This window comes from Paraburkholderia sediminicola (assembly GCF_046026675.1).
GTDB classification, from domain to species: Bacteria; Pseudomonadota; Gammaproteobacteria; order Burkholderiales; family Burkholderiaceae; genus Paraburkholderia; species Paraburkholderia sediminicola_F.
In genome coordinates this window covers 272,449-285,906 of the sequence record NZ_JAQQEY010000002.1, presented here as the reverse complement: position 1 = coordinate 285,906, position 13,458 = coordinate 272,449, and the positions used below count along the sequence as shown (strand labels likewise).

Below are 13,458 nucleotides of genomic sequence, written 5' to 3'. Positions count from 1 at the left end.
ATGCTGTCCCGAAGCGTATATAACGGATTATTCATAGTCCAATTCATAATGAATAGGCATTTATGTCGAAATTTGAATTAATCGCGGCCAGCGTCGACGCGAAACTGGTCGCGACGTTCTGCGTAGTGGCCGAGGAATTGCATTTCGCGCGGGCGGCAGAGCGCCTTTTCATGAGCCAGCCGGCGCTGAGCCACCAGATCAGACGGCTCGAAGAAATGGTCGATGCGGAGTTGTTCGCCCGCACCACGCGTTCGGTCCAACTGACACCAGCAGGCGTCGTGATGCTCGAGCACGCGCGGGAGCTTCTGAGGGACATGGAGCGCATGGTGCGCCGTGTCAGGCAAGCTGCGCGCGGAGAAACGGGTAGGCTATCGGTCGGGCTGACACCTACGGCAGCGTGCTCTCCGCTGGCGGAGGCACTACATCAGTACCGGCTGGCGAACCCAGGAATTGAACTGGACCTGCATGAACTGAACTCCATCGAGATGCAGAGTGCGCTGAGACTGAGAACGATCGACGTCGCGCTTATGCGGCCCACCGCAGTGGACGCAGACATGCGTGTCGAAGTGATCTATCGTGAGCCGATGTATGTGGCGATGCGATCTGATCACCCGTTGACGACAAAATCCAGTGTCGATCTGGCAGAGCTTGGTAGCTATCCACTCGTCGGATATCGAGCCGATGCCTCGCCCTACTTCCGGAATCTCATTCATTCGGCCTTCTCGATTGCCCGCGTAGTCCCTTCATTTCTCCAGGATAGCGTATTGCCGACGTTACTAACGCTAGTCGAAGCAGGCGTCGGCCTTGGCGTCGTGCCGGAGTCGGTCATCAGCGCGCGCGGCGGCAATCTGGTCTATCGCAAGTTGCCCAAGCGCGAAGAATTGACCGCAAAGATCGTGGTGACTGAATGCGAAGCGCAGCCGAATCCCGCAGCACGACCATTCATCCTTTCCATTGCAAATCCGACACCACAAACCGATACCAAGGAAGAGCCTGCGCGCCGGCACCAATAGCCGAACTGTTCGCTCCCGATGCTGATCTCCCGCTGCCTACGGCAACGGAGTTTGTACCGCTCGCCCCTGCCCGCGTCCCGAGCGCGACGCTTCCGGCGGTGTTTGTGCTCGCGCTCGCACCGATCGCGATGGATGAGCCTGCGGTGGCACTCGCGCCCGTGCCGATCGCAATATCGTTGGTCATTGTCAACGCCGATCACGCTACACCTGCTACCGCGCCGTTACCTTGCGCAATGCTCCCGTCACCGTTCGCTGCGGAATTCACGCCGACCGCAATCGACGAGGCTCCCGCAGCGGTTGCAAAATTGCCGCCGGCATACGCGGCGTTTCCCGAAGCGGTGGAACCCTCGCCAATGGCGGTACTGAGCGTGCCGTTCGCAGTACTGCCAGAACCGTACGCGCTGCTGCCCGGACCAGAGGCGACGCTGCCCTCACCTCCAGCGATTCCGAAGTTTCCCGTCGCCGCGCTGAAAGTACCTAACACTGCGGACTGTCCGCCGGTAGCCTGCGCGTGACTGCCGACCGCCGTGTTGCGAATGTCCGAGCTGGAGGCACCGGCTACGGCGTTGGGGCCAATAGCCGCGTCTTCGACGTTGTTCGCCTGCGAACCCGGCCCGACCGCGACCGAGTCAATCGCGTTGGCGTTGGTCGGCTGACCGGTGGCGCCGCCACCGATCACAACGGCGCCGTTTGCGGTTGCCGTTCCACCGCCATCGTTAAACTGCGCATGGGCCAACGGTGCAGTGCCCGCGAGCGAATTCACCAGGGCGATCACAACAAATTTCTGGTTTCTGGATACGGCGCACGTGCGATTGGATCTGCTCCATCCGGACGTATTCTGTTCGCACTCAACAAACGCTGTCACATCGCAGTTACGACCCCTTCTCATGCCCCCTCCGCCCGGATTGCCATCGATCGCAACGGCGGCTTAATCTCTTTCTTTTGCCATATCGGCAAAAGTGGCAATTTCATCAGGGTTGATTTTGTTAACCTTCGTCAACTACCTGTGAGAGCGATTGGACGCGGCAGTGCGCTCCGGCCGGCGAGTGGACTCGCACCGTGCTGCCGCAAACCGCCTCATGTCAGTTCGGAAGCTGACACTCGAAAGTTTCGTCTGAACGTCTCAACCTGGCCGGTCACGGCACTATCGACGGCCTGCTAGTACAAGTGGGTCCTTAAAGGCCTAAAACGGCCAAAGATCAGGGCGTCCACCGATAAACAGTAATACTGGAGCCCTTAACGTTGTTCTTCGTGACCACATACTCACCCGTCGATCGGAGGTACGCCTTGACGCCGTACATCGAATCGATCGCACTGCTGGCGTCGACTTTACCGGTATTGGTGTTGACCAACGTAGTGTCAAGGTTGCCCGTAGCGAGATTGAAAGCGTCGATGTTCGGCAAAGCTTGCCCGGTGCCGAACCAGTAGCCGACGAAGAGATAGCTGCCGGCCGCGTCAATCGACTTGGCGCCAACGTGAGGAAGCTTAATCACCGGATTGGGCGTCGTGGTGTTACCCGCGCTCCAGCCGTGATACACCTCGATCCGCGTGCCTATCGACGTCCAGTCCGTACTCCCAACAACGCCCTGTCCGAGAATCATGGTGTCGCTGTCCGCGAGGTAGACGATTCGTGTCAACGGCTTGATGCTATCGGGAATGCGAATAGGGACACCGGGTCCCCATGTCGGCTTGCCGCTGGCATCGAAGCCGATCAGCGGGTAGTGGTAGATGTAACCGGTCTTGTCCAGCCCGGCCCAAACGCCCCCCTTGCTGTCAATGCAGAATCCGTCCCTGACCGATGCGGTCGTCTTGAACGCCGGACCGGGAAGCGTGGCGTCCGGTATCGCGACGTAGCCGTTCGCAGCATTGAAGTGAAAGAAGTAGTAGATATCGGGATTCTGCCCGGACGCCACAAGAATCCGGTTTGCACCGACGGTGGCAAGTTGACCGAAGTGCTCATCCCGTGAGCGATCGTTGATGTTGATGCGTGGATCGGATGGATAGGCGATCGGGTCGACAGTGTTCGCTACAAAGGTTCCCCCAGCGGTGCCGGTGTAGATGTTGGTGCCACCATAGAAGTAGACGCCGTCAGTACCTGGGTCCGGAGCGGCGATCCCCTCAAAGTTGAGAGACTGAAGCTTCCATTGCAAGCGACCAGAACCGTTGTAGGAGTGAATGTCGGTGCCGCCGTCGCGGCCGAGGTCCCAGCTTCCGCCCCACGGGTTGTTGAGCACATAGAGGTTGCCTGCTGTGTCCTTGCCGATGCCGACGACGCGCGTGAAGCGCTTGTCACCAACCTGCCCTTTGATTCCCGTCGTGGTGTCGAGATAACCGCCCTGAATGCCGAATGTGCCGGCCAGCGTCGGCGTGCCCGAAACTTTGTAGCGCTTGATATTCATGTCGGGACCTTCGTCCCCGACCATGAGCTGCCCCGACGACGCATCGAAATAGAGCGCCGATGGCAGCGACCCACTTGGCATCCGGATGGTGTTCAACAGGGCACCGGTTGGACTGAACCCGACGATCGAGCCCTCGCTCTTCTGTGCGACCCAAATGTTGCCCGCGCCATCCAATGCGAGAGCGCCCGGGCCCGTGATGTTGATGTCCCGCTTCCAGACACCGTCGGTAGTGAAGATGCGGACGCGATTGCCGTAGAAGTCGCTCGCGTAGAGGAGCGAGCCCACCGTGGCGAGTCCAGTGACCACGTCAACTCTAGGCTGGTTGTTCAACGCGCTGATCTGAATCAATAGATCGCGAGTCTTGGTGGTGCGGTTGTATCGTCCCACCGCACCGCTTCCGTACGTCCCGCCGGGCTGCAATGCCACAAAGATTGACGTCGCGTTGCCCGTGATCGCGCTGCCCTGAAACTCGCCGTGCGCGCCGATCGAGCCGAGGCTCTTGCCGGCCTGGTAGATAGCGACGCCACCCTCATACTCGTCCCACATGGAGGCCGTATAGATGACGCCTTCCGGCGCGACCCATATGGAACGCGCGGTATTACCCACGTGGGCTGCGAGGGTGCCGTAGGTGTTCGCCAACCAGTCGGTGGTGTTTTCCGCCTGACACGCCGGCGCGATCGTGGCGATCGCTGCGACGAGTAGCACAGCATGAATTCGTTTTTTCTCAATCATGACTGATGCTCTCCAGAACGTAGTGATCATTCACGTGAATAGTCGGCCAGTCAGATTTCAAATTCGTGATCGGTGACCCACGTATGACCATATGCAACGCATTGCGCCTTTACAAGCCGCACTGCGACTTTGCATGCGGACGTGAATTGATCTCTCCTCTCCTTCTCGCGCAACAGGTAATATTTCGCCTTGTCCTGGCGTATCGCTATGCATAGCGAATGAATCAGGGTGTTTTGACCGTTACCAAAAAAACATAGGGGTGGAGTCAATGAATCGAAAAGAAATCAAAGCTCAGGTCGTGCAGCTTCTATCGGATGGCGTTGCGAAGTCCGAAGTGTTCACCAGGCTGGCGGGACAAGGCGTCAAGGATCGTCTGCTTGCATATTTCATCGCAGCGCACGCAGATCCCGAGCTGTGCCGTGCAAACCGCGGCCATTTGATTGCCGTTCGGGTCATTGCCTGGCTGCAGGTGATTGTCGGTTTGTTGGCAGGATATGGCGTTGGCAGCGAGATATCTGCGGTGGCGGGGTTGATCGTCGCGGGGGTGGCTGTGGCGATTTCCCTGTTGTTCGTCTGGGGTTTTTCGAAGAACAATGTCGGCGCCTACAACGCCTATCTGATTTTGGCGATTACGCAATTGCCAAGGCAGTTCACGGACTTTGCGGAACGTCCAGTGTCAACGTTGATTGGTTGTCTCATCGGTGCGGGGTTGTTCGCCTATATCTGGTACGTCAGAACCCGGATCTTCCCTGATTTCAATTTCATTGCACCTAAAAAATTGAATGGGAAGTACGTCTTCTCGGAGTAACCCATCGGGCAGTGACAGTAACCGCGAGACGCCGTCTTTTGGGATGGCGAAATTTCTACCGAATGTGACGCGTTTCATTCGTCTCGGAACGGTTGATTTTGCAAACGGTCGAATTCGATTCGCGCCTGTTCAACCCGAATCCGTCAACACGAGGGGTAGACATGAAAGCAATCGAAAGCAAGCGCTCTTCCATGCATATTGGCTCGCGGGCGGTCGCGTGCCTACTGGTCGCGGGGTTTGTCGCTTCGACCAGTTCCGCGGCCGGTGCTGCAGAGTCCGCCCTTCTGCCTCAGGACGCGCCGCACTACAGGACCGGAGACAACTGGACCTATCTGTGGTCCGACCTGCTATCCGGAAAGAGTAAGACCATCACGCAAACCGTGACGTCCGTCAATGCGGATGGGAGTGCATCTCTTCAAATAGGATCTGGAAGCGGGCGTGTAGAACTGACCTCTGAAGCAAACGTGATTCCGAACGCGGCCGCCCAGCACGCCTGCGGTATCGCGCTTCATTTTCCGCTGCAAGCCGGAACGCGCTACGAAGCGGACTGCCAGGCCGCCGGCGAAGCGAGCACGACTGTGCTGCGGCGAGCCCAGTGCGAAGTGCAAGGTGTGGAGGAGATCAAGACAAGGGCAGGCTCATTCTCCGCGATCAAGATCAGGATGACGGGAGTCTGGTCGCCGCAATCTGGCTTTGGGGGTGGACCGATGGAGGAGACACTGTGGTATGCCCCGGCCGCCAAGCGCATTGTCCGTGAGGAGTTTCAAGGCCGCATGGCCGGAAAGGGCGCACCCGCGACGACCGCAACCGAACTGGTGCGTTACGCGGTGAAGCCGTAGCGCGCGTCCTTCTTTCCGAAGCCCACTGGCGATGAGAAGAATGAACGGCATCTGGCGTGTCGTCGGCTGTGTCGGCCGCCGAAATTTGAGAGTCAGCGCGCGGGTGAACGGACTTTGCCGTCCACCGCCAATGTCCGTTTGTCTGGTGTAACGTCGTATTCGACGGTTTGCGCTGGTGTAACGGCACCGTAGGAAACGCCGTTCACGTAGACAGTCCCGCCATTCAGTTCAATCGTGTCGCCGCCGACCCGCGCGGTGCCCTGTTCACCCTGTAAAACTGCGCCGGCGCAATCTTGAGTTGAAAAACTGCGGACTGTCGTAGTCGGCTTCACAGGATTCCCTTGCTGGTCCGGAAAGAAAAAATGCGGGACAAAAGGGCCATGTGCGTTCGAGGTATTCGCCGCGCTGCATGGCTGTGCATCCTTGCTGTCGGCGCCGTGGACGGTTCCGAAACTGATCATGTATCCGTTAAGCATGGCAATCGTCGGTCGCAACAGTTTGTTCATGCTCCAAATTTGTTCTTTGACGACAAGTTGATCGTCGGGAAACGTTTTCTGCAGCTTTCTAAGGCATCCGAGATGAATGCCCATGGAGATCGTGAAGCAGAAAGGGGGAGTAAAGCAGAGTTGCCTGACACATGACTTTCATACGTCAGAGCGGACGGGCAGTCACTCATATTGTTGAACTGGTCCGTCTTTCGCAGGACGACGCGCCGTTCATTTGAGAGTCTTTTGGCGGTTCGGATGGGTTCGGCATAAACCCAATTCCGCTCGGGAAGGGGTTTCATCAAGCGCTTTCGCATCTTGAGGCTGATGAAGCCGAGGCCGTTGATGCTTTTCAGCGCGGCCACCGTTTGCGGGAGACGACGGCGAAGCTCACAGCGATTGCGCCCGTCTGAACGTGGCCATCGTCTGCCGAGGATACGCCGGCGAAGCGAGGGCGACGAAGGCGGCGCTCCCTATCAACCAAAGGATCCGGCGCAGGTTCGGGATCGCCGGCGTGGTCGTCAACCGAGACATCTGTGCGGCCCAGCCGGTGTGGATGACGCTTAGGGCTTGTGGAGGCCATGGGTAATCGCTTGTGAGAAGACATACCCATATTGAACAACTCGACCATCAATTAGTAAAATGAATGATTTGATCGATACGATAACGAACTGGAATGGAACTCAAACTGCTGAGAACGTTTTTGTCGGTCGTCGAACTGCGTCATTTCGGGCGCGCGGCGGATGCTCTGTACATGAGTCAGCCGGCGTTGAGCAAACAGGTCGGCGCGCTGGAGGCGAGCCTGGGCGCGAAGCTGTTCGAGCGAGGCCGGCATGGCGCGGAGCTGACGCGGTTCGGGGAAATTTTCCTGCCCGATGCGCAAGCGCTCGTCCACGACGCCGACGAGATTCTCGCGCGTGCGCGAGAGGCCGGCAGCGGCAGGCGTGGGCATTTGCGGATCGGCATTTGTCTGTCCGTGCTGACGATCGCACCGCAGATCATTGCCGACTTCCGTCAGCAGTATCCGGGCATTGCCGTCGCGTTGAGTGACCTGTCTTCCGCTGAGCAAACTCGCCGCCTTCTGGCGGGGAAGCTGGATGTGGGCTTTATGCGGGCGCCCTCGGTCGACGGTCTGTCGTCACTTCGTGTGATGGAGGAGACACTGGCGCTGGCCTTACCCCCACGCCTTGAGCACGTGCGTCTTCCCTCCGATTTTGGCAAGCTGAATGAAATAGGTTTCCTGGCCTTGCGGCGTGCGCGTGGGCCCGGCCTCGCTGCTCAAGTGGAGAGCTGGTGTCGCGAACAGGGCTTTGTACCAAACGTGACGCAACAAGCTGATGATGTGCAGTCTGTCCTGGCATCTGTCGCTGCTGGCGTCGGCGTCGCATTCGTTCCCTCGCGTGCGCAATATCTTCTTCGGGACGCTACCGTCCTGCCGCTTCGCGGAAGGCACGCGAAGTGGCGCGTAGGACTTGTGTGGGCGGATGCGCAGAAGAATCCGGTTACATCACGGTTTGTCTCGTTTGTGCGCGCTGCATTGAAAGGCGTCTGATTCTTCCTTTCGGCGACAACTTACCTGAGAGGCGAGTCTTAGTTGGCGTCCCACCGATTCGGACGCACCGCACTACTACTCGCCCGCCCTACTTGATCGACTAGTGTTGTGCGACGACCGGTTGCTGGGCTGCGTCGGTTCTTAGCGTTGCGGCAGTTTTCTCTGGCGGGGCTTCGCGCTCTGGCACGTTTGCGGTGGCCGTCGGTTCGCCTGCTCGTTGCGCCGCCTCTTCTGCAAGCAGGTTCGCTGCGTGGCGCGCCGTGATGCGGCTTTGCGGAACGCCCTTCGCATCGAGCGCAATCACCTTGTACAACTCGCGGTCGCATTCGAGTTCCTGCTGATATTGCTCAGCCGTGTCCACCAGCAATTCGAGGAGTGTCTGACGACGTCGTCTTTCCTCAAGCGTGACAGAAGGATTCCTACATATCGAGGACGCAAGTGTGATCAAGGTATCCAGTTGAGCCAGGTGCCGGTCGCATAAATCGAAGGCGGATAGGGCAAGCTTTTCGTACTGGATTGCGTCGACAGGCGGACGTGAAGTGGGTTGACTTTTGTTGGACTTGCTCATGGTGCGATCTCCCTGTTACTTCCTGGATCGCCCGACACTCGCTGGAAGGGGTGAGCGGGCACGTAGAAGGGTTGACAGACCGGTGTTACGTCAAGCCGGCGAGCCTTGCGGCTCCCCCACTACAGCCCGCCCATAGAATATAGACGTGCAGCAGCAGACGCACTCCCGCCTAAGCGGGGTGCGGACGTAACAATCAGGCTGTCAAACCTGATCGCCGGGTGTTTCCCGACGACTTGGTAATTATAAGGGAGACCACCAAGGTTGCCTTCAACCTTGCAGGCTAAATGTTTGATCTTGGCCGAATGGATAAGGGGAAATAGGACGAGGGTGGCGGGCGTGTGTTTGGGCCGAGGCCCGCCATTCGCCCATCGGCGTTGGCCTAGCCGCTAACTGCCGCTGATCGGACGCTCGCTACGCACGATTTCAACGTCCGTTCGGCCCCGAAGTTGTTATGGATCATGGATTCAGTGCGCCGTTACCCGCGACCTGATGCACGCCGAAGCCGCGCCGCTGCCTGGCAGCGGGCCGCAAACCGCCAGCCTGTTCCAGGGCTGACGTTACTCATCCCCACGGATCAGGGTTGGCGTTTGCCACGGCCACCGGCGGGTTTGCCAGCCGGCTTACGTGAACCCGCAGCTGGCTTGCTGGCGGGTTTGCTGCGCGGCTTTTGCACGCCAAATGGGCTACCGCTGGACAAGCTCGTGCCTTCGCCCGCGGCCACAGTGCGCTGCGCCGCAGGCTTGCGTTTCTTTTCGCCACTTTGCGCGCGCGGTTTATTGCTGAGCACCTGCGTGGCGCGCGGCGCAGCTTGCGGCACTTTGGGCTTCTTGGGCTTTTTGGGTTTCTTGATGATCTCGCCTGTCGCGCTAGTTTGCGGCACGCGGTGTTCGGCTTCAAAACCCGGCTCTTCTTCACGGCGCAGTGTTTGCCGGATCAGCGCTTCAATCGCGGCCAGTTGCGGCGCTTCATCGGCACACACAAGGGACACCGCCACGCCGCTGGCGCCCGCGCGGCCGGTACGGCCAATACGGTGTACATAGTCTTGCGCCACGATCGGCAGATCAACGTTGATCACCAGCGGCAGGTCGTCGATATCCAGCCCGCGCGCAGCCACATCGGTGGCTACCAGCATATGTACTTCGCCCGTCTTGAAGCGCTCCAGCGCACGCATGCGCGCGGGTTGCGGTTTGTCGCCGTGGATGGTGTCGACCGCATAGCCCGCTTCATCCAGCATGGCCGCCAGGTAATCCACGCCAATGCGGGTTTTGACGAACACCAGCGCGTGCTCCCAGTTGTTCTCAGCCACCAGGTGCATGAAGAGATCAGGCTTGTTCTTTTTATCCACCGGCACCACCCACTGCTTGATCTTGCTGGCCGTGGCATTGGGCGGGCTGACGCTGATATTGACCGGGCCGCGCAGAATGCCCGCCGCCATGGCGCGGATATCATCAGTAAACGTGGCAGAGAACAGCAGAGTCTGGCGCTGAGCGGGCAAGGCAGCAAAGACGGCGTTGAGTTCGCGCGCAAAGCCCAGATCCAGCATGCGGTCGGCTTCATCCAGCACCAGCGTTTGTACCTGATCAAACTGCACTGCGTTCTGGCGATTGAGATCTAGCAAACGGCCCGGCGTGGCAACGAGCACATCCACGCCTTTGCGCAACGTCATCATCTGCGGGTTGATACTCACACCGCCGTAGGCGGCCAGAAATCGTAAGTCGAGGCCTTTGCCGTAATCGATAAAGCTTTGCAGCACCTGTTCGGCCAGTTCACGCGTGGGCACCAGCACCAGAACACGCGCGCGGTTGCTGGACACCGCCGGGCCGTGCTGCACCAGCCGTTGCAACAGCGGCAGCGCAAAACCCGCCGTTTTGCCAGTGCCGGTCTGTGCCGCAGCCATGACGTCCTTGCCGCTGAGCACAGCAGGAATCGCCTTGGCCTGCACCGGCGTAGGTGTGTGGTAATTGAGGTCCCGCAGATTACGCAGCAAGGGATCGATCAGGCCAAGCGAGGCAAAAGACATTCGCGTATTCCGGGCTAAAGCCGCAATTCTAGCGGTTACCGCCTGATTGCGACGCGCAGATCAATGGTCAAAAAGATCGACGTTGATCGCCACTGAAAAACGTAGCGGTGCCGGGTGCCGCGCCGGCAAGCTGTACTACGAGACACCGATGAGCAACGTTGCCTCCAGCGCCCTGCTCGTCAGTCCCCTCATCGCGCGCTGCGTGCCTTTACTTCCAGGCACCGAAGACGCTACCTGCGACTTATCCAGTGCGGTTAAACCACCGCTGCATGTGGCGCCAGCTTCCCGGTCTCGGCAATTTGTCTGTAGATTGCCATTGCCAACGGCAGCCGAGTCCGTCCTGGCATTGGCCGCCGCCCAAGGCCTCGGATTGGAGGCGATCGCTATCGTTCGGATACCTACCGATAAAATTCGCAAACCACATTACGCTGGGCTTTGACCGGTTCAGGCGGGATGCGAATGGAGACCATGGCGCTTCGACCGCAGCTCCGTCGTGCTGCTTGATGTATTGGTGCCGGATGACGCGCAGACAAAGCATCTGGAGGGTGCATAGCGCGGCGCCGCTATTCAGCGGTGGCATAAAACAGATGCTTGTAGCGATCGGCAAATCAACGAAAAGAGGCCAGAAAAAAGGCCTGTTCGCGATGCAGACACACGCATATGACCGATAGAATTTCGTCCTATACACACGTGACGCACTATCGCGCGTTCGATCTCTGTCGGATCGTTTTCTCACATCGGATTTCCGGTTAATTCAGCATGACACGGCTTGCACGGCACTACGTCCCAGAACAACCGCAGCACGTTATCTTGCAGGGGCTCACGGGTCCCGCATTCCTGGACGAAGGAGACTACCTGTACTTCCTCGCCTGCCTGGCAGACGCAGCGCGCGTCGCCGATCTGGCAGTCCACGCATGGGTCCTTATGCCTGACGCGATACAGTTCCTCGTCACGCCTTCATACGAGTGGAGCGTGGCCGTGGCGATGCAGGCGATCGGCCGTCGCTATGTCGAGACCTTTAACCGCCGCCATGGATGCCGCGGTACGGTGTGGCGTGGCGGGTACCGGGCAACAGTGATTGAGCCTGATCGGTATTTCCTGCTCGCGAGCCAGGTCATCGATCATGCGCCGGTGCGTAACCGCCTCGTAGCCGAGCCAGGAAACTACCAGTGGTCGAGCTACACGCATCACATCGGGCTGCGTGTCGATAACTTCATGAAGGACCATCCACTGTACCGGGCGCTTGGCAATACGCCGTTCGAGCGCCACCAGGCTTACCGCGATTTGGGCGTACAGCCTCTTGACGAACGCGAGGTCAATAACCTGATGCAGTCGACGCTCGAAGGTTGGGTGCTCGGCAGCGCCGCGTATTGCGAGTGGGCGGCGCAGACAGCCAACCGGCGTTTGATGCCCCTGCTGCTGCGCGACCGGCCACCCCAACGTTTGCCCGACACGCGCCCTCGCACACGCGGGCTAACCAAAAGATAAACAAGCAAGGAAATCTTGCTTGTTTGAGAGGTGCTACGTCAGGTCAGAGCGTTTCAATGCGCCCATCCGGTGTCGCGATACCACCCGGCCTCTTCCACAAAAGCGAGCGTCCTCCGGAATCGGTCGCGCTATTGTCGAAGATGCATCGGCCAAATTGCTCGACTTCATGAAGGAAAGCGTGGCCTCTGGTGAGTCAATGACTCGATACGCCAACAGATTCTCACTGATCAACACCGCGGTCCAACGAGGCTGCAAACACGGTAGACAAATTGATGTCCGCAGTGCAATGCGTAGCCGACGTTCGAATGTCGGTGCAGATGCAGTGACCAAGGACCGCAGATGGCCGGTCACTGCCGGAGAAGTCGGTTACTTGGGCGGCGGCAGCGAAGGATCGAGCTTCGCCGATTCCTTGACGAGCTGATCCGTCATCGCGGCCGCGACCGGATTCGAGCCCGTGCCTGGCTTGGAGCTACGTTGGTCCATGGCGGCGCGAGCGGCCGACATATCCGGCGGAGGCAACGATGGATCGAGCTTCGCCGATTCCCTGACCAGTTCGTCCGTTTCCGGTGTCGCGCCTTGAGTCGTTGTCGCGCGATGGTCCAGACCGTCTCGTCCACGCAGGGCGCGCTGCGCCGGAACCACCTTCGGCGCACCCGACTCCTGCACGTTCACCGACGCGACTGCCGTCGACGGCGCCTGCTTCGGTTGTGCCTCCGGTTTCGGTTGCCCGGTGACTTGTGCGGCGGCCGAACTGGATGCGGGCGCGGCCGTCTTGGGCGCAGGTGCTACTGCCAGAGCAGGCGTGGAAGCCACCGGCTCCTGCGCGATGGCAGTGCTTTTCGTGATTGCGCCGGACGGCTTCGAAGGGTCGATGCTGCCTTCCGTCACGTGATCGCCGGCGCGCGAATCGACGACGGGAGGATGTGCGGACTCATGCATGGCGGCCGTGACTTCTGCCATTGAGCGGCGGTCCGCCTGAAGGAGCATCAAGTACGTGGCCCCTGCTGCTACGAGCAGGAGCCCTCCAATAATCATCAAAATCTTTCGGGTATTCATCATACTTGCTGACGGATCCTGCAAACGACGTGAAGCAGTCATGGTAAACCACTGATCGCGGCTTTCATCAGATGAATAACAATAATGGCCGACCTGATACGCCCGCGCGGCCTGTTATCGTCCAGGGCTCACTCGCCTGGTGGCGAGCAAGCCTCAACCGCGGAGCGCCACAGTAACCACAACGAGAGCCGAGAAGATCAGCGCCGGGGCGAGATGCCCGAACGGCTCACGGTTTCGTAGCAGCGTGAAGAGCGCGACGACCATGATCGCACCGGCCAGCGTTAGGCCCAAAACTCTGGTTTGTTGTCCAAAAAGAAGTGCGGCAGACAACAGCTCAAGAGCGCCACAGAGCAAACGAAACCATGCCGGGTAACCCCAGCGTGCGAAGTCGCGCTTCACCGCGCCGAGTCCTGTGAGATTGACCACCCCAGCAACCGCGAACAGAATCGCCACGATCATCGCGAGAATCGACTCGAAAGATGCACTGTTCCACGCCAT

The 13,458-nt window shown here is 59.2% G+C and carries 13 protein-coding genes; 5 read left to right on the top strand and 8 right to left on the bottom strand.

The features are described from left to right. The first annotated feature begins 62 nt into the window (after positions 1-62). On the top strand, positions 63-1,013 hold the full coding sequence (locus tag PQQ86_RS21125; protein ID WP_408271138.1) for a LysR family transcriptional regulator: 951 nt from the start codon (positions 63-65) through the stop codon (positions 1,011-1,013). Here PQQ86_RS21125 and PQQ86_RS21120 read toward each other — a convergent pair. From PQQ86_RS21120 to PQQ86_RS21110, 3 genes are all read right to left on the bottom strand, one after another. Then, a complete protein-coding gene (locus tag PQQ86_RS21120; RefSeq protein ID WP_408271135.1) occupies positions 943-1,197 on the bottom strand; it encodes a hypothetical protein in 255 nt (84 codons plus the stop codon). The genes PQQ86_RS21125 and PQQ86_RS21120 overlap by 71 nt on opposite strands. Positions 1,198-1,209: 12 nt before the next feature. After that, on the bottom strand, positions 1,210-1,788 hold the full coding sequence (locus PQQ86_RS21115; protein WP_408271132.1) for a hypothetical protein: 579 nt from the start codon (positions 1,786-1,788) through the stop codon (positions 1,210-1,212). Positions 1,789-2,212: 424 nt separating this feature from the next. After that, complete coding sequence (locus tag PQQ86_RS21110) at positions 2,213-4,144, bottom strand: NHL repeat-containing protein (protein WP_408271129.1); 1,932 nt, start codon at positions 4,142-4,144, stop codon at positions 2,213-2,215. Between the two features lie 268 nt (positions 4,145-4,412). Here PQQ86_RS21110 and PQQ86_RS21105 point away from each other — a divergent pair, with 268 nt between their 5' ends. Next, positions 4,413-4,952, top strand: a complete 540-nt coding sequence (locus PQQ86_RS21105) for a hypothetical protein (RefSeq protein ID WP_408271127.1) — start codon at positions 4,413-4,415, stop codon at positions 4,950-4,952. A gap of 161 nt (positions 4,953-5,113) precedes the next feature. Continuing rightward, positions 5,114-5,791: a hypothetical protein gene (locus PQQ86_RS21100; RefSeq protein WP_408271124.1), complete on the top strand. Its 678-nt coding sequence runs from the start codon at positions 5,114-5,116 to the stop codon at positions 5,789-5,791. 92 nt (positions 5,792-5,883) lie between these two features. Here the strand turns inward: PQQ86_RS21100 and PQQ86_RS21095 are convergent, their stop codons facing one another. Next, entirely contained in the window at positions 5,884-6,381 is a 498-nt protein-coding gene (locus tag PQQ86_RS21095; protein WP_408271119.1) for a S26 family signal peptidase, read from the bottom strand. A gap of 571 nt (positions 6,382-6,952) precedes the next feature. Here PQQ86_RS21095 and PQQ86_RS21090 point away from each other — a divergent pair. Further along, positions 6,953-7,828, top strand: coding sequence for a LysR family transcriptional regulator (locus PQQ86_RS21090; protein ID WP_408271114.1), 876 nt, complete (start codon positions 6,953-6,955; stop codon positions 7,826-7,828). A gap of 100 nt (positions 7,829-7,928) precedes the next feature. Here the strand turns inward: PQQ86_RS21090 and PQQ86_RS21085 are convergent, their stop codons facing one another. Further along, complete coding sequence (locus tag PQQ86_RS21085; RefSeq protein ID WP_408271112.1) at positions 7,929-8,396, bottom strand: hypothetical protein; 468 nt, start codon at positions 8,394-8,396, stop codon at positions 7,929-7,931. A gap of 574 nt (positions 8,397-8,970) precedes the next feature. Beyond that, on the bottom strand, positions 8,971-10,416 hold the full coding sequence (locus PQQ86_RS21080; RefSeq protein WP_408271109.1) for a DEAD/DEAH box helicase: 1,446 nt from the start codon (positions 10,414-10,416) through the stop codon (positions 8,971-8,973). Between the two features lie 759 nt (positions 10,417-11,175). On the opposite strand from PQQ86_RS21080, the gene PQQ86_RS21075 reads away from it, so the two are divergent. Further along, positions 11,176-11,904, top strand: a complete 729-nt coding sequence (locus tag PQQ86_RS21075; protein WP_408271106.1) for a transposase — start codon at positions 11,176-11,178, stop codon at positions 11,902-11,904. Between the two features lie 366 nt (positions 11,905-12,270). Here the strand turns inward: PQQ86_RS21075 and PQQ86_RS21070 are convergent, their stop codons facing one another. Continuing rightward, positions 12,271-12,864, bottom strand: a complete 594-nt coding sequence (locus PQQ86_RS21070; protein ID WP_408271104.1) for a hypothetical protein — start codon at positions 12,862-12,864, stop codon at positions 12,271-12,273. A gap of 249 nt (positions 12,865-13,113) precedes the next feature. Continuing rightward, positions 13,114-13,458: a DoxX family protein gene (locus tag PQQ86_RS21065; RefSeq protein WP_408271101.1), complete on the bottom strand. Its 345-nt coding sequence runs from the start codon at positions 13,456-13,458 to the stop codon at positions 13,114-13,116.

Coding starts and splice junctions, on each gene's coding strand:
- PQQ86_RS21125 (WP_408271138.1), top strand. CDS start 63: ATGTCGAAATTTGAATTAATCGCGGCCAGCGTCGACGCGAAACTGGTC.
- PQQ86_RS21120 (WP_408271135.1), bottom strand. CDS start 1,197: ATGACCAACGATATTGCGATCGGCACGGGCGCGAGTGCCACCGCAGGC.
- PQQ86_RS21110 (WP_408271129.1), bottom strand. CDS start 4,144: ATGATTGAGAAAAAACGAATTCATGCTGTGCTACTCGTCGCAGCGATC.
- PQQ86_RS21105 (WP_408271127.1), top strand. CDS start 4,413: ATGAATCGAAAAGAAATCAAAGCTCAGGTCGTGCAGCTTCTATCGGAT.
- PQQ86_RS21100 (WP_408271124.1), top strand. CDS start 5,114: ATGAAAGCAATCGAAAGCAAGCGCTCTTCCATGCATATTGGCTCGCGG.
- PQQ86_RS21095 (WP_408271119.1), bottom strand. CDS start 6,381: ATGGGCATTCATCTCGGATGCCTTAGAAAGCTGCAGAAAACGTTTCCC.
- PQQ86_RS21090 (WP_408271114.1), top strand. CDS start 6,953: ATGGAACTCAAACTGCTGAGAACGTTTTTGTCGGTCGTCGAACTGCGT.
- PQQ86_RS21085 (WP_408271112.1), bottom strand. CDS start 8,396: ATGAGCAAGTCCAACAAAAGTCAACCCACTTCACGTCCGCCTGTCGAC.
- PQQ86_RS21080 (WP_408271109.1), bottom strand. CDS start 10,416: ATGTCTTTTGCCTCGCTTGGCCTGATCGATCCCTTGCTGCGTAATCTG.
- PQQ86_RS21075 (WP_408271106.1), top strand. CDS start 11,176: ATGACACGGCTTGCACGGCACTACGTCCCAGAACAACCGCAGCACGTT.
- PQQ86_RS21070 (WP_408271104.1), bottom strand. CDS start 12,864: ATGGCAGAAGTCACGGCCGCCATGCATGAGTCCGCACATCCTCCCGTC.
- PQQ86_RS21065 (WP_408271101.1), bottom strand. CDS start 13,458: ATGGCGTGGAACAGTGCATCTTTCGAGTCGATTCTCGCGATGATCGTG.